A 21,017-nucleotide genomic window follows, 5' to 3' on the forward strand; every position below is an offset into this window, starting at 1 on the left:
TAATCCTTTTATTTCAACAGAGCTTTCGCCTGGCCTACCCAGTCGTCCCGCTTGATGCGTCCTTCGAAACCCAGTTCCTTGTCAAAACGGGTGATGTCCGCATCCTTCCAGGCGGCAATCTGAGACACGCTCGTCACGCCAAGCCCCTTCAAGACAGCTTCCAGCTTTGGGCCGATCCCGGAAATTCGCTTCAAATCATCGGCGCCCGACACAGCGGCAGGCTTCCCTGTAACCGCCTTCTTGGCTTTGACAACAGGGGCCTCTGGTTGCACAGGCTTTGCAGCAGTTTTCTTTTGGGCGGCAGGTTTGCGAGCCGGCTTCGCCTTGGGCTTTTCAGGCGCCACGCCAGAGGTCTTGGCAACGGACGGTGCGTCGACTGCAAGACCGGCGGCCGAAGCGGGCGCCTCAGGCGCTTCCACCGTCCTCGATGCCTCGGCTTGCTTCTCGGTACTCTTCTGACCGGCGGTTTCCAGCGCCCCCTGCAAGGCTCCGAAGAAGGCGCTTGCCATCTGGTTCGCGAAACCAAAGCCTATCGCCGTCGCCGCGGCCATGGCTGCAGCCGAGTGCGCAAACAGCGGGTTGAGCGACAATGCCTCGGAAAAATCAGGCGCGCGCGCGCGATCGACCGTAGGATCGTCCGCCGTTCCTATCTTCCGCTCGTCACTCTTCTTGGCCAAGTGCTTACTCCGCGGCTTCCATGACAGCGCCATGCGCCATGGCGTTATAGGTATACTGGTCGATACGTGCCTCGATCTCCGGTCGGAAATTGCGGATGAGGCCCTGGACAGGCCAGGCAGCCGCATCACCGAGCGCGCAGATGGTGTGCCCTTCGATCTGTTTCGATACCTGCAAGAGCATGTCGATCTCGCGCTTCTGGGCATTGCCCTTCACCATGCGCTCCATGACGCGCCACATCCAGCCCGTACCTTCGCGGCATGGCGTGCACTGTCCGCAGCTTTCATGCTTGAAGAACGCCGAGAGGCGGGCAATCGCCTTGATGACGTCGGTCGACTTATCCATGACGATGATCGCAGCGGTACCGAAGGACGACTTCTTGTCACGCATCCCGTCGAAGTCCATGATCGCGTCGCCCATGTCTTCGCCCTTGATGACCGGGCAGGATGCACCGCCCGGAATGACGGCAAGCAGGTTGTCCCAGCCACCGCGGATGCCGCCGGCATGCTTATCGATCAACTCACGGAACGGAATGCTCATGGCCTCTTCGACCGTGCAGGGCTTGTTCACATGGCCCGAGATCATGAAGAGCTTGGTGCCGACATTGTTCGGCCGACCGATCGAGGAAAACCAGCCGGCGCCGCGACGCAGGATTGTCGGGGCAACGGCGATCGACTCGACATTGTTGACGGTCGTCGGGCAACCATAGAGGCCCATATTCGCCGGGAACGGCGGTTTAAGGCGCGGCTGCCCCTTCTTGCCTTCGAGGCTTTCGAGCAAGGCGGTCTCCTCGCCGCAGATATAGGCGCCGGCACCGTGGTGCACGTAAATGTCAAAATCCCAGCCGTTCTTGTTGTTTTTTCCCAACAATCCGGCATCGTAGCATTCGTCGATCGCCGCCTGAAGCGCCTCACGTTCGCGCATATATTCGCCGCGGACGTAGATGTAGGCGGTATGTGCGGCCATCGCAAAACCGGCAATCAGGCAACCTTCGATCAGCGTGTGCGGATCGTGGCGCATGATTTCGCGGTCCTTGCAGGTACCGGGCTCGGATTCGTCGGCATTGACCACCAGGTAATGCGGACGACCGTCCGATTCCTTCGGCATGAATGACCATTTGAGACCAGTCGGGAACCCGGCACCACCGCGTCCACGAAGACCGGAGGCCTTCATCTCGTTGATGATCCAGTCCCTGCCCTTCTCGATGATGGTCTTGGTGCCATCCCAGTGGCCGCGGCTCATCGCGCCTTTCAGGGACTTGTCCTTGAGGCCGTAGATATTGGTAAAGATGCGATCCTGATCTTTCAACATGATCTATTCCACAAGTCCGCCGAGATTGAACCGGTCATTGTTTAGCATCATGCAGCCGTTTTCGAAGGCCGCACAAGATTTCTCGATGATCACGACGACTCACCTTCCGTGGTCGTCTTACGCCTGGTGCGCTTCGGCTTCAAATCGCCAGATACCGCACCCGGTTCCGGCGGAGCACCCTCTGCGACGCTGCCCGCCGCCTTGGGATCAGGCTTGCTTTTCGCCGTTCCCGAGAGCGGCTGCTTCTCCGCAGTCTTGGCGCGCTTCCTGGCGCCTTCCTTATCCGTCGCCGGCGTCTTCAGGGTCGGATTGGTTTCCGGCGCCGTGTCTTTGGGACGCGCGGCATCGGCCGGCGGCACGGTAGTGGCAGCCGCAGTCTCCGCCAGATCGCGCTGCGGTTCCAGATTGGTGCGAACCGGCTTGACGTCTTCGAGAAGCGTCAGCGGGCCTCCTTCAGGTGCTGCGAAATGACGGTCGATCTGCGGGCCCGGCTTGATTTGGTCGCCTTTGCCGGCCTCGAAAGCGTCGATGATCTCCTCCAGCCGCTGTGGCGTCAGGTCCTCATAGGCATCCTTGAAGATGATGACCATCGGCGCGTTGACGCAGGCGCCCTGACATTCGACCTCTTCCCAGGAGAGCGTACCCTCGGCGTTCAACGCAAAGGGATCGTGATGGATCTTGTGCTGACAGACCTTCATCAGGTCTTCGGCGCCGCGCAGCATGCAGGGGGTGGTGCCGCAGACCTGGATATGGGCGCGGGTGCCGACCGGCTTCAGCTGGAACTGCGTATAAAAGGTCGCAACTTCCAGCACGCGGATATAGGGCATGTCCAATCGATTGGCGACATGCTCGATTGCTGCCCGGGTCACCCAGCCGTCCTGCTCCTGCGCGCGCATCAGAAGCGGAATCACGGCAGATTGCTGCCGGCCTTCCGGATATTTCCTGATCGTTGCCTCGGCCCAGGCCGCATTCTCCTCGTTGAAGGCAAACGCTACCGGCTGGACGCTATCTTCGGCTAATCGACGAACGGACATTCTTTTCCACGCCTTATCAGTTTATGGATCCACACCTGGTTTTCGTGAGCGTCACGAATTCGCAGGCATAGGCAGACTTCTCTTTCTGCATGAACACTATGAACTTTGTTCCATTCGGAACGCTTGCCTTGATCTCGTACCCTTCCGACAAAAGATCAGGCATTGATCTGGACCCGCCGCTGACCGTCGACCCACCGGACACCTGCGCCTGATCCTGCTGCGCGAAAGCAACAGGAGCCGCAAGGACCATTCCGGCAGCGACGATAGCGCGGATCATCAGCGGTCGACCTCACCGAACACGATATCCAGAGAGCCGAGGACCGCCGAAACGTCCGCCAGCTGATGCCCGCGACAGATGAAATCCATCGCCTGCAGATGGGCATAACCCGGCGCGCGAATCTTGCAGCGGTAAGGCTTGTTCGTACCATCAGCAACGAGGAAGACGCCGAACTCGCCCTTCGGCGCTTCGACTGCCGCATATACCTCTCCGGCCGGCACGTGGTAACCTTCGGTGTAGAGCTTGAAGTGGTGGATCAAGGCTTCCATCGAGCGCTTCATCTCGCCACGCTTCGGCGGCACGACCTTGCCGTCTGTGGAGGAGAACGGTCCGGTCTTGGCATCGCCCAGCAGGCGGTCGACGCACTGCTTCATGATCTTGCAGGACTCGCGCATCTCGATCATGCGGATGAGGTATCGGTCGTAGCAATCGCCGTTCTTGCCGATCGGGATATCGAAATCCAGCTCCGAATAACATTCGTAGGGCTGCGCGCGGCGCAGGTCCCAGGCAGCGCCCGAACCGCGAACCATGACGCCTGAGAATCCCCAGGCCCAGGCGTCTTCCAGCTTCACGACGCCGATATCGACGTTACGCTGTTTGAAGATACGATTGCCGGTGAGCAGGTCGTCGATGTCGTCCAATTTTGACGGAAATTCATCGCACCACTTGCCGATGTCTTCCACCAGTTCGGGCGGCAGATCCTGATGAACCCCGCCTGGACGGAAGTATGCGGCATGCATGCGCGCGCCTGAGGCACGCTCGTAGAACACCATCAGCTTTTCACGCTCTTCGAAGCCCCAGAGCGGCGGCGTCAAGGCGCCCACGTCCATGGCCTGAGTGGTGACGTTCAGCAGATGCGAGAGGATGCGGCCGATTTCGGAATAGAGCACGCGGATCAGCTGCCCCCGGATCGGGATCTCAAGGCCGATCATTTTTTCGACGGCCAAGGCAAAAGCGTGCTCCTGGTTCATCGGCGCGACGTAATCGAGCCGGTCGAAATAGGGAATCGCCTGCAGATAGGTCTTGGTTTCGATCAGCTTTTCGGTGCCGCGATGCAAAAGACCGATATGCGGATCGACACGCTCTACGATCTCGCCATCCAGCTCCAGCACAAGCCGCAACACGCCGTGCGCCGCCGGATGCTGCGGTCCGAAATTGATGTTGAAGTTGCGGACGTTGTGTTCAGTCATACTGCTTGCTCCATGCCGGGCGAAGACCGAGCGGGAAGGAATGCGTTTGGCCGGCGCTCACCGCGCCGGTTTTTCTTAAACCTTGGCTTTTTCATCACCTGGAAGGACGTAGTCCGTGCCCTCCCAGGGAGAAAGAAAGTCAAAGCTGCGGAATTCCTGGCGAAGCTCGACCGGCTCGTAGACCACCCGCTTGGCGCTGTCGTCATAACGAACTTCGACAAATCCGGTGGTCGGGAAATCCTTGCGGAGCGGATGACCTTCAAAACCATAATCGGTCAGGATGCGGCGCAGATCGGGATGGCCGGTAAACAGAATGCCGTACATATCCCACGCTTCGCGCTCGAACCAATCGGCTCCCGGATAAACCGAGCAGGCAGACGGGACCGGTTCATCCTCAGCGGTTGCTACCTTCACACGGATACGCAGATTCTGGCGCGGCGAAAGCAGATGGTAGATCACGTCGAAACGCTTCTCACGCGCGGGATAATCTACACCGCAGATGTCGATGAAGCTCACGAAACCGCACTGCACGTCGTCCCTGAGAAATGTCAGCAGGGACAGAAGGTTTTGCGCTGCCGTCGTCAGCGTCAGTTCGCCATAGGCAATCGCCGCGTCCTCCACGAGCGACGGACGCGCTTCGCGGATATAGGTCGAAAGCTCGTTCAGGGCTTCACTCATGATCTTGTCCAATTACCCTTAGCCTTTGGCCTCAACGCTCGATCGTGCCGGTCCGCCGGATTTTCTTCTGCAGCAGAAGCACGCCGTAAAGGAGCGCCTCGGCCGTGGGGGGACAGCCCGGAACATAAATGTCGATCGGCACGACCCGATCACAGCCGCGGACCACCGAATAGGAATAGTGATAATAGCCGCCGCCATTGGCGCAGGAGCCCATCGAGATCACGTAGCGTGGCTCCGGCATCTGGTCATAGACCTTGCGGAGCGCCGGCGCCATCTTGTTGGTCAACGTGCCCGCGACAATCATCACGTCCGACTGACGCGGCGACGCGCGGGGAGCAAACCCGAAGCGCTCCACATCATAACGCGGCATCGAGAGCTGCATCATTTCCACGGCGCAGCACGCAAGGCCGAAGGTCATCCACATCAGCGAGCCGGTACGGGCCCAGTTGATCAGCTCGTCGGTCGAGGTGACGAGAAAACCCTTGTCTGCGAGCTCGTTGTTGATCTCGCCAAAGAAGGCGTCGTCGCTGCCGATGGGCTTGCCGGTATTGGGATCGATGATCCCCTTCGGCTTTGGCGCCACCAGGGTATTGCCGCTATCGACTACTCCCATTCCAGCGCTCCTTTCTTCCATTCATAAATGAAGCCGATCGTCAGAACGGCAAGAAAAACCATCATGGACCAGAAGCCGAACCAGCCGATGGCACCGAAGGACACTGCCCAGGGGAACAGGAAGGCCACTTCCAAGTCAAAGATGATGAAGAGAATCGAGACGAGGTAGAACCGAATATCGAACTTCATGCGCGCATCATCAAAGGCGTTGAAGCCGCACTCGTAGGCTGACAGCTTTTCCGAGTCGGGAGCCTTGTAGGCAACAGCAAACGGCGCGATCAAAAGCGCCAATCCGATCACCATGGAGATGCCGATAAATATCGCGATCGGGACATAGGAAGTGAGGAGTTCACTCATGATATTCGATCCCTGCTTGCCACAGCGCCGGGGCGGCGCCCATCATTCGTACGCGGCAAGCGAACGTGCATTGCAATAAGCCGTGACTAGCGCAGCCGAAGGCGCGGCGCAAGACTTTTGAACGGCAGCCCCTGCACCAAAATGAAGCAGTTCCAAAGCACAATTTGCAATGAGCGCGTGGCTTGGGCCGAAGGACCGGCATGAGTGCCCTCGGCAGAAACCTGCCGAGCTCCAAAAGGATCACGAAGTTGGACAGACGACGCTTCCTAAAGCTCGCCTCGACAGACACATCGCTCAGCCGCAAGCGACGCCGCGGAAATATGCAAATCGCGCTTCGGATGCAATAGTCGGAGGGATAAATATTTTAGAGGACGCTCATTTACATGAGATCAACAGCAACAAATGGAGATGAGTCCCGAAAAATGGCGCGAGTGACGGGGCTCGAACCCGCGACCTCCGGCGTGACAGGCCGGCACTCTAACCGACTGAGCTACACCCGCGCATATTGCCGATTTTCGGCGTCCGCTTCATCACGCTGATCGCGCGACTGGCGGATATTCGAGGAGGAGAATGGCGCGAGTGACGGGGCTCGAACCCGCGACCTCCGGCGTGACAGGCCGGCACTCTAACCGACTGAGCTACACCCGCACATTTCTCAAGGGCAAAGAGCCCTCCCCTTGCGGCCTCGACCGCTCGGTTGAGCGGCTAACTAAGAGGTTCGTGATCGGGTGTCAAGCAGGTTTCAAGACAAAAGGATGACGCCTCGCCTGTTTGCCCTACTCCACCTGTTGATTATAAAGGTCTGCCCAAAAATTTCAAAAAAACATCACGAAGGCTCTTGCGGTTTTCCCGCGATCCGCATAGATCACGGCCACCGACGCGGCGGGACATCTTCTCCGCAGCCGCAGACGGGCGATTAGCTCAGTTGGTAGAGCGCCTCGTTTACACCGAGGATGTCGGGAGTTCGAGTCTCTCATCGCCCACCATTACATTAAAATCACGCTGTTTTTTCATCGCTTTTTCCCTCGTTTGTCTCATTCGGGCTTGCCGCTCCAGAAAGTGGGACATTTCTCAGTTTTTCGTATGCCTCTCGACGGACGAAAGCGTTCCTCCGCATCCGCGGTTTTCAGCCTGTTCGATGTAAATTTGAGCTGTTCGCAGATTAGACCAACCGAAGACAGCCATAAGCTCGGGAGCCGTTGCCTCGCTCTCGGCATACGCCACAGCAGCCGCCTTCGGCAGGCCGTGGGATGAGCAATGAGGCAGGCCCGCCTCGCCACACCAGCGAGAAAACGCGTTGCCAAAACTCTCGATCGTATAAGGCTCCTTCCGAGCACTCAAAATATAGGTTTGATGCCCGACCTCGGTTTCTCGATAGCCTCGATCAGCTCGGCCGTCAGACGCGCCTCGATCTCGACCGGAAAGCGATTGCGGCCCTTGTGAGCCCTAAAGCGCAGCCACCGCTCACCATCCTTGGTGAACTCGTGCCGGGGGCCGATAGCAGCAGCATCCGATCGACGTGCACCGATAGTGATCGTCACTTCCATGGCAAGCCGAGGGACAGTACCCACGGCCCAATGCGACCGGTATTTATCGACCTAGTCAGGTGTCCAAGTGTGGAAGCCTCCCTTTTTCCTGTTGATCGGCTCTATCCCGGCCGCAGGGTTGAGGTTCGCCAGCGGCGGCTTCTGAGCCATGGCCCAATTGAACACGGCCCTCAGAACCTTCACCAACTTGTCGGCCGCGCCGGGGGTCTTAGCGCGAGCCTGCTGGCTCTTTTCCATATCCTCCCGGCGATACTTCTTATAAGGGAGGTCTCCGGCCGCCTCCGAAAAACGGTCTATGACGCTCCGCTTGTCCTTCTGTGTCGCCGGGTCGAGGCGCTTGAACATGGCGGATGAGTAGTATTGAGCAAATAGCCCGTTGAACGTGTCCTCGCGGAGTACGGTCTTTTTCTCCGCCGGCACTTCACCACGCAGCTCGGCAAGTGCCGCCCAATAAGCGGCCATGAAATCCTGCGTGATGTTGCCTTCAGCATCCTTAAATGTCTGCCGAATGCGCTTTTTCGGGCGGCCCTTGAGCCGCAGGTAGGATCGATCATTTCCGCGCTTATCGGGATCGTGAACGAGAAAGCGTAGCTCCGTCTTCATCAGACCACCATCTGATCGAACGGGTTCACCCCATCGTCCTTTTTCGAATCATCTTGGTCAATAAGAGCTTGCCATGCGGCGCGCACTCGTTCCGCGTCCCACAGCATTACACCGCGAACCCGTTTCCCTTCTGGCATCAGCCCATCTTTTACCCAGGTGTCAAAATTCAGACGACGCCTCCGGTGAAAATCTTCCGGTATTAGCAAGACGCTGGCGCCAATCATCGGCTTGGAGTGATGGCTGGTGGGGAAGGCGTGGTTACGGGCGGAGGCGTATAAGCCGGCGCTACCACACCTGATCGGCTTGGCTGGCTTGGTCCACGCATCAAAACCGCCGCCACCAGAACTATAACCACGATCAGGAGCAGGCCTATCATCCCATTCTTCGTCATGGGGCCGTCTTCCGGATGGTTGGCCGATGTACCGTTCCTAATCTGCAACTAAGTTAGAACCGATTTTGAGGCACGCGGGTTCCCTAACGAAAGCTCCGCTCGATGGTTTGGACGGCCATCTGGGGCGGACTCAACCGACGGGACGAAACGGATAGCTTTGAACGGTAGCCAGCCCAGCATCGTGGCCCGCGAAGCCACCATTCTTGCGGATAGAAGAGGGCCTGGCGCGAACATGCGAAATCTCGCAATTTACAGTGGCAGCAGCGCTTTAATAAGATAGGGGCTTTAACTGACAGCGGGAGTGGTGTCGTTTTGATCGACCGGTCCTGCGAAAGACTGGAGGTAGTCGGAGCTGACCTCGATAACTCAGCGTCGCACCTCTCGGCCGGCTCATCGAGCTCTGGTCTGAGAGGCGTCCCGCTGCCATGGATGGGTTCAGGTGGGCCGCCACAATTATATCTAAATCTCCAGCGGCTCCCCCGCCCTATGGGACATATCGTCAGCGGCTCTGCCAAGATCACCAGCAATGGAGCGCGGAGTTTGAGATGTTATTGGCGAGTTTGCTGCTTCAGTTTTGCGAAGCTTGTACCGCAGCGCGGAGCCCAGCGGAAGTTTCAGCTTTGGTCGAGCGCGTCACCGCATCGTTAGGTTTCGAGCGATTTGCCATGGCAGGATATCCCCTCCCTCATGAGAGTCTGGAGGCCTACTTTCTCTTGAACGGCTGGTCCCCTGGATGGTTTAAGGTTTACGTTGAGAAGAACTACTTTTTTAGCGACCCTATCGTAAACCTTGTCCGTCGCGCCGACCGTACAATCGTCTGGTCGGAGGCGATCAGGGGGCAGGCTCTGTCGTCCAAAGGCCGTAAGATCATGCGCGAAGCTGCCGATTTCGGGCTAGTGGACGGCGTGACGGTCCCTATCTTCTCGCGGTGCGGTCTTGTAGGTCTCTTTTCTCTGGCCGGCCGCCAAGTCTCATTGTCTGTCGCCCACCGAGACCTCCTGCGAATTATTGCAATATGCGCCCACACCCGCCTTCAAGATCTCAGGGGAACAAACGACAAAAAGATGACCGATGTCATGATTACGCCCAGCGAGAGTGAATGTCTCGCCTGGTGTGTTGCTGGCAAGACGGCCAAGGAAATAGGAAGCTTAATGCGACGCTCGGAGCGAACCGTGGAGACGCATCTCGCCAACCTGCAGCGCAAGCTCGATGCAGGAAATCGGGCTCAGCTAATTGCAGAGGCGTTTCGACGCGGACTGCAACGATGAAATCTACGAACTTTTACGGATAGAATTCAGTCTCCTCCGGTTGCACAATGACCACGCTCGATTGGAGGAAATTCGATGCTTGAAATCATAACAGGCAGCCAAATCGGACAAAAACAGACGACCATGGAGAAGGTCTGGCGTTTTCGCCATCAGCGCTTTGTCGAAGAGCTTGGCTGGGAAGCACTCCGACGGTCTGATAAGCGCGAGCAGGATCAGTTCGATACGCGGTCCACCATTCACCTGGTACTAATGGAAATGAGCGAGGTCGTTGGATATTCTCGCCTGCTTCCGACGACAAAACCGCACCTTCTCTCCCATATTTATCCGGAATTACTTGGTGGAAAGAGTTATCCAAAAGGACGGCATGTCTTCGAATGGGGACGTTGCGCCACCGACGCTCGTGTTCCTTGTATCGGGGATGTCGCAACCGCCGACATCTTGATGACCGGAGTTCTTGAATTCCTTGTCCGTCTGAGAGTGGAAACGGTCATCATCCAGACAAATCCGATGCTCGTAGAGATGATCCGGAAGAGAGGCTACCCTCTGCAGGTTCTTTGTGAACCGATGTTTTACTGCGGCGAAATGCTCATGGCGATTGCCGCCAAACCCTCGCCCCAACTGCTCGAACTGCACCGGAAAACGCATGGGATACGGCAATCCCTGTTATCCATGCCATCTGCCGAGCAACCGAAGCGTCCTTTCACGAACGACGTTCCGCTCAGAAGAGACGCAGAAAGTGGTGTGGCGCTCAACTTCTCAGATGGCGTCGTGAGCACGGGATGCGTCGAAAACGGACACGGTCTGTGAGGGACTTCGTGACTTTTTGACGAATGCAGACAAGGGCTGCAATGTCACAGTCGCTGCGCCATTAGTTTTCTGTTTTCGGCGGCAATCTGGTCATTGCATCGACCAGCGATAACAATGAATCGACGGCGTCGGCCGGAAGTGTTTCGACAATCTTGATCAGTTCCCGGCGCCTTTCTGCTTCACGTTCAGTTTTCCCAAATCGATATGGGGCGGCGGCCATGACGACATCAATCGGCGAAAAATCCAAAAGCTCACTCAGATGAATGAGCCGCGTGACATTCATCTTCGTCTCGTTGCGCTCATATCGACCGTAGACTTGAGGGTGAAGTCCAAGCAAAGGCGCAACATCAGCATGGGTAAGTCCGGTCCGCTCCCGCGCCTGCCTCAGCGCATCCGAAATTCGGCTGTCGAGTTCGGAAAACTCAGGCACCCCTTCAAACCCCGGCCCCCGAAAAATCGGCTTGTCGACCTCGGGATCTCTCGTCTGAAGGAGACCTTTGTCCTCAATGTATTTCTCAACTCTGCTTCTCATGAAAGGCGCCTATCATTGTTTTCTAACCCTCATACATCAACGGCGCTTCCAATGGCCAGACGCGAAGGTCCGGCGTCAACCGAGAGTGACAACCAAGCGATCAAATCAGGTTGGACGATGGATGATGGTAACGTTCTGGACAATCTTACGACCCTCATCGCGCTCCATCGGAGGCTCCTCCTTGCACTGAAGGGGCAGCGCAATCCTGCTCGAGACAACCCATTTGCCGCGCAGCTTCGGAACGCCGAACGTGACGTTCGCAGCAGGATCGTGTCATGGCTACCCTTGGATGAACACGAAGCCCACCTGAAACTTGAGCACTTGGCGAGCTACATATTGGCGACCGGGACTCATCTTGATGCGGTGGAGATCAAAGCCATTTGCCGATCAGTGGAAAGATTCTTCTGAGCTTACTCTTAGAAAAATCGCTTTGATTGAAGACGGATCGAGTTGCCGGCAGACTTCCAGACGCTATGAATGCGGGATCCTCGGGGTCAGAACCACGCTACCATTACGCCCTTGGTCATCTCTTTTTCGAAGCCATTTAGCTGCTTCAGCACATTACCGTTTTGGCGAGCTTTTAGCCTTATTGCCCCGTCAAACTTTGGCGCAACTCTGGTTCTCGCTCGTCCTGGCGAACACGGTTTCGGCCGGCGGACTTCGCCTCGTATAGCGCCTTGTCGGCATTCGAGTATAGGGCGTCGAAGGAACTGTCGGCTGCCCTTTGCCAAGCCAGACCAATGGAGACTGTCATCCGGAATGTCCCCGCCGCCGATAAGACGGGCCGCTCCTCGATCTCACGCCTCACCTGTTCGCATATCTTAAGTACTTTGGCCGGTTCGACAGCCGGAAACACGATCATGAATTCCTCACCACCGACACGGGCAAAGGTCATCTCGCTGGACGGATCGGCGGCGATGATCTCCTGGATCGACCCCGTCAAGGATTTCAGAGCGGTGTCGCCTGCTGCGTGGCCGAAGGTGTCGTTTACGCGCTTGAAATGGTCGACGTCGAGGACAGCCACGGCGAGTTTGCGGTGACCGGCTTTCGCTTCGTTGAACAAACCGTGGCCAACTGCGAAAGCATGGCGGCGGTTGAACGCACCGGTCAGTTCGTCGGTCACGGCCAAGAGGTGTAGTCTGTCCTGGATCATCTTTAGATCGGTAATATCCTGTAGGAGAAGCTGAACGACTGGGTTGCCTTCCCAAGGCAAGGCGCCTGCGATCAATTTAATCGTCCGTGTTTCACCCGCGGCGGTTTTGACCTCAGCCTCGGTCGGCTCAACACTGATCCGCCCGTCAAAGGCCTGCTCCATCTGTCGGGCGGCGTCTTCAGCATGTGTGGTCAAAAAATCGAGGAAGTGTTTGCCGACGACTTCACTTTGCGGCACTTGCAATAGGCGTGCCGCCTCCTGGTTTCCGAAAATGATTCCCTGCCTGGTATGAATGAGCAGCCCCATCGGCATGAGATCGAGCATCATGCCCATCCTCTCCTGTGTGTCGACAAGTGTCTGCTTGGTAAGCTCTGCTGCTTCGAGTGCTTCGTGATCTTCATCCAAGAACATGGCTGGACTTTCGTAGAAAAATCTTCCGGCTCGGCATTCGAGGGGCGCCACAGATCGGACGATAGTGATGAAAACATAGATAACTTAATTAGAAATAACGTACCGACGCCTCCTGGAAAAAAGTGTAAATCCTCAGGTACTACGAGCCTTCATACGGACAGTGCGTCAGCGACCATCAGCTGACACATGGCCTGCCCGTATCCGATGAAGGCGTCTCTATCGCCGGCGAGAAACAAACGCGCTAGCCACCCCCCGCCCTTAAATCAACGCTGACCTGCTCCCGGATCGGCCCACATCCCAAAGGAGCCATTCTTGCCGATTTCCTCCGCCGGTTTAAGATCTGGACGGGCTAAGGTTCCATCGGGCTTTTTTATAAGACGGAGCGCGCCAAGCGATACAAGCTGCTCCTCGAACATGTCGATGCTGTCGAGACTGCCCGGAAAATAGTGATACGCATAACAGGTGGCGTTTTGAATCGGCGCGTTCGTTTCAGTGAAGAACGCCCGACAGAAGACCACCTTGGGATTTTTCAGCATGATTGCGAGCTGTTGACGGGCAAAATCAATGCAGCGTCCGGCAAAGCCGTCCCGCCGATTGACCATCTCGCCTTCGCAAGGCTCGACACCATAGAGATGGATGACCATCGTATCGTGGACGCGGAAGTCGGTCCCCGACAGCACTTCAAAAGAGCCTGAAGTTGCATATCCCTTCCGCTCCAACACCTCGCCCTGGCCTTCGTAATATTCGATCACCAACACAACCTTTCCTGGTGCCGCCAGCGACCGAACATAGTTTTCGTCGATCGGCTGAACGGCCCACGTGGGACGGGCGAGAAGGCCGCTGCCAATCGCAACAACCATCACAAGCCTTACGAGACGTACCATATCAACTCCGTATACAATTTTCCCGAGAAAGGGTCTTGAAATTCTATTCTCTCTCTGTAAAACTATACTCATACAGTATAGCACCTCGGACTGCAGCCTACCCAACATCGGAGCTCAAGTCAAAAGCGAGCCAGAGAAAAATGCGCCACGACCGTCGCCTTTCCCGATGCGTATGCAGGGCGTTCCTAGCCCTCACGGCAGGCTTCGCAGCTGCGACAGGTGAAACTAATGCGGAGGAAATTTTCCCAAAAACTCCTTTACTTTCTGGTATTTATGCGATTTCACCTCTTTCATCGGGGAAGATTTCCCAATCTCTCATCTCTGCGCCTTCGGGTGACACGAACCAGCCCCCCTGCCCTTCATCTAAAAAGATCGTCAGCGCTGCCGGCGTAAGCTGCGGACGCTCGATCATTGATAACTATTTGAGTCATATTCCACTTCAAAGAGAAAGAATACCAAATTCGTCTTCAAACATGACGAGTGGTGCCAATCCTGAAGGGTCCGGCGTCAGACCCTCAAGCTTAAAACCTCCAAGGATCAAAAGTGGGCAACGGGCTCTCGAATGCGGTCCCTCGCCGTTGATGCCAGCCGACGTCCAACGTCTCGTCGCCGAAACCGCGAGACGCTACGGGGTCAACGAAGACTTGGCAGTGGCAATTGCTTGGGCCGAGAGCGATTTCGACACGAAGCGAAATTCCCCGAAGGGCGCGCGTGGTCCGATGCAACTGATGCCCGAAACCGCTGCTCGCTTCGGCGTTGAGGACATTTGCGACCCAACACAAAACGTCGAAGGCGGGGTAAGATACCTGCGGGTACTACAGGAGGAATTTAAGAATCCTCTCTTGATTGCGGCCGCTTACAACAGTGGCGAGCAGCGCATTTACCAATATGCCGGGATTCCGCCCTTTCCCGAAACCGTCAGATATGTCGCAAAGGTAATCAACTATCAACTCGGTCTGAGGATGCCCACGCCGAAATCTCGCGTTGGGATCAGCGGGGCTCGCACGTTTGCGGGGACCGATCGCGGCAAAGATATACGCATTGTCCCGATTGAAAAGAATGGCCGGTTTATCGGCGGTGTGATGCATTTTTGAAGGAGAAAAATCGATGCATACCCCATTGCAGAAGATCGAGCGACGGGCACCGAAAGTTGTAGCCCTGATAGGCATCATCGCCCTCCTCCAGATCATCACCGCCGATGCCGTCCTGGCCCAAACTAGCGGTGGCGGTGCTTTCGCACCGCTTGAAACGGCCGTTCAGATGATCGTTGATTTCATTACCGGCCCCTTTGGCCGGCTTTTGGCGATCATTGCAGTGATCGGGCTTGGATTTTTGGCCTTTGCTGGTCGCCTTTCCTGGTTCACGGCTGGGGCCGTCGTCATCGGTATCGGCTTGGTATTTGGCGCACCGGCGATCGTCGACCAGATGATATCAGCGGTCGGACAGTGACCGATGACTGCACTTGTCGAAGATGAAAGGCCAACTCTCACGCCACTTGTGGTCGGCTTGACTAGGTCACCGACGTTATGGGGCGTTCCCTATATGGCGGTCGTCATCATCGTGGGCATCACCATTATCGGCTGGCTCGCGACGAACGATCTTTTGGCACTCTTGATCGCACCAGCCACCTATCTTGTCTTATTCTCGCTCTGCGCCTTCGACAGCAAGATACTCGAGGTGCTGCAAGTGGCCTCTCGCACAACCCCCCGGACGCCTAACAAGCATTTCTGGGGCTCGAACTCTTACGGGCCGTAACCATGCTGAAGGTGGTCAGGCAAGAGCTTGGTTTCGGCCCCATCGCCCGAAGGGAGCGGCCGATGTCGCGACATATCCCGTATCTGCGGCATGTGTCGGATACCATCATTGGACTTGAAGACGGATCGCTCCTGAGCGTCATCAAGTTGCAGGGGTTATTCTTCCAAACGGAAGACCAGGCTGAACTCAATATGCGTTCAGTCGTACAAAATACAATGATCCGGGCTCTCGGCTCCAGCCGCTATTCACTTTGGTCGACGGTCGTGCGGAGAGAGGTCGAAACCGACCTTGATGCCACCTTCGATGATGGGTTCTGCGATCTTTTGAACAGACGCTATATGGACCAATTGCGCGACAAGCGCATGTTCAAAAACGAAATCTACCTTACCATCATACGCTCGGGGATGCGTGGTGTTCTCGGCATTGGTGATCGTTTCAACAAGATTTTCAGGCGTTCGGACAGGCGTGGCAAACGACAGCAGAGCCCTGACGACATCACCGAGCTTGAGGAGCTTGTTGCCACCATCGTGCAGGATCTCAGCAAATATGGTGCGCATGCGCTTGGCATCACCCATCGGACGCGTCACGACGACCCCATACCTGCAGAAGAGCAGACGGACGGGACGCGGGCAGAACCTTTTTCTGAACCCTGTGAATTCTTCAATACGATCCTGACCTGCGGCGCGCCAAAAAAAATGCGCTTGCCGCGCATGGGGATCCGCAACTTTGTCGGCAGCTCACGACTGCATTTCGGCAAGCGGACCATGCAGGCGCAAGCGGCTGTCGATGAAGACAGTCGCTATGGCGCTATATTGTCGATCAAGGAATATCCCCCTTTTACAGGCCCCGGCATGCTGGATGGTCTTCTACAGGTCAACCAGGAGTTTATACTTACCCAGTCATTCACCATCGCCGACAAGCCGATTGCGCAGGAGCGGATTTCCCGACTGCAAAGACAAATTAGGGCCTCGGATGAAGCCGGCAGCTCGGTCGAACTTGAGATCGACTATGCGCTAAATAGCCTGATGAACCAGGAGGCCGTATTTGGCTTCCATCACCTGTCGTTACTTTGCCTGTCGCGCGATCTGGACGGCATCAGCCGCAGTGTTTCTGAGCTTGGCGCCTGCCTCACCGATATGAACATCAATTGGCTGCGCGAGGACCTCAACCTTGAAGCGGCATTTTGGGCGCAGCTTCCAGGCAATCATTCCTACATTGCGCGCAAGGCGATGTTATCGAGTGCAAATTTTTCGGGCCTGTCCTCTATGCATAATTTTGCCACCGGACAGGCGGATCGCGCACATTGGGGCCTGCCGATCACCATCCTCGAGACGACGTCGCAGACCCCCTACTGGTTCAATTTTCATCGCCGTGACATCGGCCACTTCTTGGTCACCGGCCCGACGGGATCGGGGAAGACTGTTGTATTAACCTTCCTACTTTCGCAGGCCATGCGTGTTTCACCGAAGCCAAAGGCGGTATTCTTCGACAAGGATCGGGGCGCAGAGATCTTCATAAGAGCGATCGGGGGCTCCTACGAGATCTTGGTGCCGGGAACGCCGACCGGCTTTAACCCGCTGCAACTCGACAATACAGGTCCGAACCGTGATTTCCTCCTCCGGCTCACCAAGGCGATGCTGCGATCTGGCGATCGCAGCGAACTCACCCAGGAAGACGAGGACACACTGGAAAGGGCAATCCTGCGCCTGATGCAAGAGCCGCGGGCCGAGCGAAACCTTATAAACCTCGCAGGCCTTCTGATCGGCCGCTCACGGGCGGATGCCAATGACCTTCATTCTCGCCTTCGCGCTTGGATCGATGGCGAGAAGGCCTGGCTGTTTAATGCCGCAGACGACGTCCTGTCGCTGTCGTCCCGTCGCGTCTTCGGTTTCGACATGACCCACATTCTCGCAAACGAGGACGTCCGCACGCCAGCGCTGATGTACCTTTACCACCGCCTTGACGAGCTGCTCGATGGAAATCCCGCGATGTTCTTCATGGACGAAGGTTGGCAGCTTTTAATGGACGAGACGTTTAGCAACTTCATCATCGACAAGATGAAGACGATCCGAAAGCTGAACGGCATTGTCGGCTTCGGCACACAATCTGCGGCCGACATCGCTAAGGCGAAAGCCTCCCATACGTTGATTGAGCAGACGGCCACCCATATTCACTTTCCCAACCCCCGAGCCGACGAAGAAAGCTATATCAAACGCTTTGACCTCACGATGAAGGAATTCAACTTCATCAAGGCCACGCCTCCGGAAAAAAGGACCTTCCTGATCAAGCACGGCAATGACTCCGTCATCGCCAGACTCGATCTGTCGGCCATGCCCGATCTCGTCAAGGTTCTGTCTGGGCGTAAAGAGACGATCGAGGAATGTGCACGCCTGCGCGAACTTCATGGCGAGGAACCGGAGCGTTGGCTTGCTCGGTTCTGTGGATGGGAGACGGGCGAATGAAGGGGCGGTCTGTCCTATGGCTGTTGAGCAGCGCACTGGCGCTCTCGATTGTAGATCCGGCCTCTTCTCAAGTTCCGGTCATCGATCGGGCGGTCCTGACAATCGATACCCACCGGGACCGGATTTCCTCAAATATTGAGGAAACGGATTATAACCGTTTTTCCGTTGGCAAGAGCGTGACCTGCTCGATTTATCAGCCCGGTCGGACCGGAGATGCCGCCTCGACCGCGGCGGCCAATCCAGAGATCACGGAGCTCGTGAGGCGTATCGCTCGGGAGGAGGATGTCAACGAGAGCCTGTTTTTAGCTTTGGTTTATCAGGAGAGCCGTTTTAATCCCTGTGCCAGATCGCCGGCCGGAGCAATCGGACTAGCGCAGCTCATGCCGGAGACGGCAAGAGAGCTTGGGGTCGATCCCTATGACATGGAAGACAACCTGTCGGGCGGAGCCCGATACTTAAAACAACAGCTGCAACGGTTTGGCGGCAATCCAAAACTTGCATTGGCGGCCTATAACGCCGGTCCTGGCCGTGTTGTCACATATGGCGGCATTCCGCCTTTCAAAGAAACACAAGGTTATGTTGGGGCTATAACCCAAAAATGGCTGCCCGCCTTCGGCGGGGCGAACGTTGCCGGCATACCGGCTCAGTATGGTGGCGATGCGACCGCTTTTAATCAGATGCGAAATTCCGCCATTAGGGCGATGGCGACGGGACAAGCTATCTCCGATGGGAGCGGCAACGTTACCTCCTGGTTTCAGCAGTTGGGCCAGATGCCGAGCGGCGCCGTGCAGGATAGTTGGGATCATAATTCGGGAGCCCGGAACGCAAATCTTGAAATGCTGAACCAGGTCATTCGTCTCGGGATAACGATCGCAGATCTCGCCAACTCCCGGAATGCTCTTCAGATCAGCGGCTTGTCCGGCTCATCGCACACGGGAAGCTTTAGCCAAAACGGCGGCGATGGCGATCCCGGGGCTGGTTTTTGCGATGGCCGCCGGGGGGTTGCATGGAACCCGAAGGAAAAGGCTTGCGTGCAGGTGCGCGAACGGTTGGCCGATATAGCACTGATGTTGAACGCTCGATGAGGAGACATGCCATGAAGAGAATGATGTTCGTTGCATTCCTGCTGCCCATTGCATCCGCCGCATTCGCGCAGGTGCCTGTCATCGACAATGCAAATTTGCGCGTTGCTAGGAAAACCTCTGAGACAACAGACAAGATCCTCGAAACCAACAGGCAAGTTCTCAAGACGGCCGAGGAAACCTTAAAGGCCGTAACTGGCGATCGCGGCAACGACGCCAGCCCTCTGCAAAACCTTGCGGTGGGCCGGGGTTTCAGTGTCTCGCAGCTACCGTCTTTTGACCACCTGATGTCAGGTGGGGCCGCAAATCTCGGGAGCGTGAGCCCAGATGTCGCGGAGGTCGCAACGACGCTCATCAATGGCCTCAAGCTCGTCAAAAACCTTTCGGGCCGCGAGGGCAGCTCGTTTTCGGGAGACAAGTCCTACGAAGAGATGGTGAAGACGGTAGTTGGCGTGGCCGCCCTTGTCGCCGGCTCGCAGCAAGCCGTTCAGACCCGCCGCATGTCGCTCGAACAGGCGGGTTCAAAAATTGGTCAAGCCAAGGATATCAAAGGCTCGATCGACCAGAATACGCAGCTCCAGGTCCAAGCCGGCCTCACCATCAACGAATTGATCGGCGTCATGAATGGCGCTGTGTCTTCGCTGCAGGCCGACAATCAGCGTCGGCTGACGGACATGTCTAACTCCAAAAAAGCACTCAGCTATACCGAAGAGTGAGCTCATCATGACCGCCAGGATGTTTGCTTTCCTACTTGCTGCTGGCGCCCTTGCCGGCTGCGGTAGCGCTTACAAGGAAAAGACCGCGCCCTGCAGAAGACCCGCCAATCTGACCTCCTATGCACCTCATCCTCGGCCGGATTGCGGTCCGACGGCGAGGATAAATAGCAACGCATCGAGCGTTTTGGCGGCGATTGATGCGATGGTGGTAAGATAGGAGCTGCCGGCATGCACGATTTCCTTGGTGATCTTCTGGCAAGAGTTGAAAGGACGGGAGCAAACTTCTCTGAAGAGGCCTTCGGAATCGTCGGCGACGAAGTCGTGCCATTCCTCACCATCCTCTTCATTGCCTATGTCAGTTATTACGGCGTCCAGCTGGTGATGGGAACGGCGCGGGTCAGCATCAGCGAGATCATCAGCCGGGTCGTGCGGATGCTGGTCATCCTAGCGCTTGTCAGCGAGTGGAGAAATTTCAACAGCCTTTTTTACGCCTGGCTGACGGATACGCCCGAAGATGTCGGACGGGCGATTCTCACCGCCACTGGCACCGGCATCACCGAGCCCACCAACGGGCTTTCGCTGATCTGGAAAACGGCAAATGAAGCCGCCTCTGCTTTTGCCGAGCAGTCTGGTTTTCTTTCCGTCCTTCCTTCCATGGTCGGATTTTTAATCCTGCTGTGTGTCGCGGTCTTCATCGCGGTGGCGCTGGCTATCCTTTTGCTTGCAAAGGTAATGATGTGGGTGCTGATCGGCACTGCTCCGATCTTCATCGCCTGCATGCTTTTCGAACGGTCCCGAGGCCTCGGCGTTGCCTGGTTTCAGCAGGTACTGATGTATGCGCTCATTCCTCTGTTCGTCTATGTCGTTGCCGCCTTCTTGATTGCAGCGCTGGATCCAGAGCTGACCAAGGTGACGAACGTCGCTGGTCAGAAAGAGCTTCGGCTGAGCGACATCTCCGCCCTTCTTCTGCTCTGCTGCGCCGGTGCGTTTGTGCTTTTCAACATCCAGGTGCTTGCGCAGGGCATTACCGGCGGGGTTGCCGCTGGAATCGGAAGAGTTGCCCGCAACACGGGACGGTTCGTGTCCTGGACGCTGCCGAAGGCGGCGGTCGGGGTGGGGCGTACATTATTAGGGATTGCTGGTGATCTCGGGATGAAAGCGAAAGCCAGAACGATGGAAGGCATGAGAACAAATATTCGAAATGCAACTGCCGAAGCGATGCAGAACCGCATCAGCAGCAACAGCCTTCCCCGTTGAACCCGTTATTCGTCA

At 56.6% G+C, this 21,017-nt stretch carries 24 protein-coding genes and 3 tRNA genes; 11 read left to right on the forward strand and 16 right to left on the reverse strand.

Going from position 1 to position 21,017, the window contains the following annotated elements; all coding sequences use genetic code 11:
* Positions 1–8 precede the first annotated feature (8 nt).
* The 10 genes from EDE09_RS08325 to EDE09_RS08370 all read right to left on the reverse strand — a co-directional run bounded on the left by EDE09_RS08325 (position 9) and on the right by EDE09_RS08370 (position 6,782).
* A complete protein-coding gene (locus EDE09_RS08325; protein ID WP_132409707.1) occupies positions 9–677 on the reverse strand; it encodes a 5' DNA nuclease in 669 nt (222 codons plus the stop codon).
* 4 nt (positions 678–681) lie between these two features.
* Positions 682–1,986, reverse strand: coding sequence for an NADH-quinone oxidoreductase subunit NuoF (nuoF, locus tag EDE09_RS08330; protein ID WP_105371918.1), 1,305 nt, complete (start codon positions 1,984–1,986; stop codon positions 682–684).
* Between the two features lie 89 nt (positions 1,987–2,075).
* Positions 2,076–3,020 carry an NADH-quinone oxidoreductase subunit NuoE gene (gene nuoE, locus EDE09_RS08335; protein WP_112802177.1) on the reverse strand — a complete coding sequence of 315 codons (945 nt, stop codon included), beginning with the start codon at positions 3,018–3,020 and terminating at the stop codon, positions 2,076–2,078.
* A 16-nt stretch (positions 3,021–3,036) separates the two neighbouring features.
* The gene (locus EDE09_RS28590) at positions 3,037–3,300 is read right to left on the reverse strand and encodes a hypothetical protein (RefSeq protein ID WP_205839330.1); all 264 of its coding nucleotides are present in this window, start codon (positions 3,298–3,300) and stop codon (positions 3,037–3,039) included.
* Positions 3,297–4,487: an NADH-quinone oxidoreductase subunit D gene (locus EDE09_RS08345; RefSeq protein ID WP_132409709.1), complete on the reverse strand. Its 1,191-nt coding sequence runs from the start codon at positions 4,485–4,487 to the stop codon at positions 3,297–3,299. The genes EDE09_RS28590 and EDE09_RS08345 overlap by 4 nt, the downstream gene beginning before the upstream one ends.
* Before the next feature lie 75 nt (positions 4,488–4,562).
* Positions 4,563–5,165 (reverse strand): NADH-quinone oxidoreductase subunit C, encoded by a 603-nt coding sequence (locus EDE09_RS08350; protein WP_105372061.1) that lies wholly within the window; start codon positions 5,163–5,165, stop codon positions 4,563–4,565.
* Between the two features lie 31 nt (positions 5,166–5,196).
* Positions 5,197–5,778, reverse strand: a complete 582-nt coding sequence (locus tag EDE09_RS08355) for an NADH-quinone oxidoreductase subunit B (RefSeq protein WP_105371922.1) — start codon at positions 5,776–5,778, stop codon at positions 5,197–5,199.
* Positions 5,769–6,134, reverse strand: coding sequence for an NADH-quinone oxidoreductase subunit A (locus EDE09_RS08360; RefSeq protein WP_105371923.1), 366 nt, complete (start codon positions 6,132–6,134; stop codon positions 5,769–5,771). The genes EDE09_RS08355 and EDE09_RS08360 overlap by 10 nt, the downstream gene beginning before the upstream one ends.
* Positions 6,135–6,557: 423 nt before the next feature.
* Positions 6,558–6,634 (reverse strand) — tRNA-Asp (locus EDE09_RS08365).
* Between the two features lie 71 nt (positions 6,635–6,705).
* Positions 6,706–6,782 (reverse strand) — tRNA-Asp (locus EDE09_RS08370).
* Positions 6,783–7,044: 262 nt separating this feature from the next.
* Here EDE09_RS08370 and EDE09_RS08375 point away from each other — a divergent pair.
* Positions 7,045–7,120: transfer RNA gene (locus tag EDE09_RS08375), tRNA-Val, on the forward strand.
* Positions 7,121–7,205: 85 nt separating this feature from the next.
* Here EDE09_RS08375 and EDE09_RS28595 read toward each other — a convergent pair.
* Genes EDE09_RS28595 through EDE09_RS28605 form a run of 3 tightly spaced genes read right to left on the reverse strand, consistent with a single transcriptional unit; the run spans position 7,206 to position 8,284 of the window.
* Entirely contained in the window at positions 7,206–7,475 is a 270-nt protein-coding gene (locus tag EDE09_RS28595) for a tyrosine-type recombinase/integrase (RefSeq protein ID WP_245505089.1), read from the reverse strand.
* A complete protein-coding gene (locus EDE09_RS28600) occupies positions 7,472–7,705 on the reverse strand; it encodes a hypothetical protein (protein WP_245505090.1) in 234 nt (77 codons plus the stop codon). Before EDE09_RS28600 ends, EDE09_RS28595 begins: the two co-directional genes overlap by 4 nt.
* Positions 7,706–7,732: 27 nt before the next feature.
* The gene (locus EDE09_RS28605) at positions 7,733–8,284 is read right to left on the reverse strand and encodes a hypothetical protein (RefSeq protein WP_245505091.1); all 552 of its coding nucleotides are present in this window, start codon (positions 8,282–8,284) and stop codon (positions 7,733–7,735) included.
* Between the two features lie 936 nt (positions 8,285–9,220).
* On the opposite strand from EDE09_RS28605, the gene EDE09_RS08385 reads away from it, so the two are divergent.
* Complete coding sequence (locus tag EDE09_RS08385; RefSeq protein WP_112802116.1) at positions 9,221–9,943, forward strand: LuxR family transcriptional regulator; 723 nt, start codon at positions 9,221–9,223, stop codon at positions 9,941–9,943.
* Positions 9,944–10,018: 75 nt separating this feature from the next.
* The gene (locus EDE09_RS08390) at positions 10,019–10,750 is read left to right on the forward strand and encodes an acyl-homoserine-lactone synthase (RefSeq protein WP_245505092.1); all 732 of its coding nucleotides are present in this window, start codon (positions 10,019–10,021) and stop codon (positions 10,748–10,750) included.
* Positions 10,751–10,811: 61 nt separating this feature from the next.
* Here EDE09_RS08390 and EDE09_RS08395 read toward each other — a convergent pair whose 3' ends face one another.
* Positions 10,812–11,180, reverse strand: coding sequence for a helix-turn-helix transcriptional regulator (locus EDE09_RS08395; protein ID WP_245422827.1), 369 nt, complete (start codon positions 11,178–11,180; stop codon positions 10,812–10,814).
* Between the two features lie 153 nt (positions 11,181–11,333).
* Between EDE09_RS08395 and EDE09_RS08400 the strand changes: the two genes are divergently transcribed.
* Complete coding sequence (locus EDE09_RS08400) at positions 11,334–11,690, forward strand: hypothetical protein (protein ID WP_132409711.1); 357 nt, start codon at positions 11,334–11,336, stop codon at positions 11,688–11,690.
* Positions 11,691–11,868: 178 nt separating this feature from the next.
* Here the strand turns inward: EDE09_RS08400 and EDE09_RS08405 are convergent, their stop codons facing one another.
* Positions 11,869–12,846 carry a sensor domain-containing diguanylate cyclase gene (locus EDE09_RS08405; RefSeq protein WP_112802112.1) on the reverse strand — a complete coding sequence of 326 codons (978 nt, stop codon included), beginning with the start codon at positions 12,844–12,846 and terminating at the stop codon, positions 11,869–11,871.
* Positions 12,847–13,109: 263 nt separating this feature from the next.
* Positions 13,110–13,730 (reverse strand): hypothetical protein, encoded by a 621-nt coding sequence (locus EDE09_RS08410; RefSeq protein ID WP_245505093.1) that lies wholly within the window; start codon positions 13,728–13,730, stop codon positions 13,110–13,112.
* Positions 13,731–13,870: 140 nt separating this feature from the next.
* Here EDE09_RS08410 and EDE09_RS08415 point away from each other — a divergent pair, with 140 nt between their 5' ends.
* The 7 genes from EDE09_RS08415 to EDE09_RS08450 all read left to right on the forward strand — a co-directional run bounded on the left by EDE09_RS08415 (position 13,871) and on the right by EDE09_RS08450 (position 21,002).
* Complete coding sequence (locus EDE09_RS08415; RefSeq protein ID WP_245505094.1) at positions 13,871–14,824, forward strand: lytic transglycosylase domain-containing protein; 954 nt, start codon at positions 13,871–13,873, stop codon at positions 14,822–14,824.
* 13 nt (positions 14,825–14,837) lie between these two features.
* Entirely contained in the window at positions 14,838–15,179 is a 342-nt protein-coding gene (locus EDE09_RS08420; RefSeq protein WP_112802106.1) for a TrbC/VirB2 family protein, read from the forward strand.
* A gap of 3 nt (positions 15,180–15,182) precedes the next feature.
* Positions 15,183–15,485, forward strand: a complete 303-nt coding sequence (locus EDE09_RS08425) for a VirB3 family type IV secretion system protein (protein WP_112802104.1) — start codon at positions 15,183–15,185, stop codon at positions 15,483–15,485.
* 2 nt (positions 15,486–15,487) lie between these two features.
* Positions 15,488–17,947: a VirB4 family type IV secretion/conjugal transfer ATPase gene (locus EDE09_RS08430; protein WP_132409713.1), complete on the forward strand. Its 2,460-nt coding sequence runs from the start codon at positions 15,488–15,490 to the stop codon at positions 17,945–17,947.
* Entirely contained in the window at positions 17,944–19,032 is a 1,089-nt protein-coding gene (locus tag EDE09_RS08435) for a lytic transglycosylase domain-containing protein (protein ID WP_132409715.1), read from the forward strand. Before EDE09_RS08430 ends, EDE09_RS08435 begins: the two co-directional genes overlap by 4 nt.
* 11 nt (positions 19,033–19,043) lie before the next feature.
* A complete protein-coding gene (locus EDE09_RS08440) occupies positions 19,044–19,745 on the forward strand; it encodes a type IV secretion system protein (RefSeq protein WP_132410093.1) in 702 nt (233 codons plus the stop codon).
* Between the two features lie 228 nt (positions 19,746–19,973).
* Complete coding sequence (locus tag EDE09_RS08450) at positions 19,974–21,002, forward strand: type IV secretion system protein (protein ID WP_132409717.1); 1,029 nt, start codon at positions 19,974–19,976, stop codon at positions 21,000–21,002.
* Positions 21,003–21,017: the final 15 nt, after the last annotated feature.

Origin of the sequence: Neorhizobium sp. S3-V5DH (assembly GCF_004343065.1) — a bacterium.
Classification (GTDB): Bacteria; Pseudomonadota; Alphaproteobacteria; order Rhizobiales; family Rhizobiaceae; genus Neorhizobium; species Neorhizobium huautlense.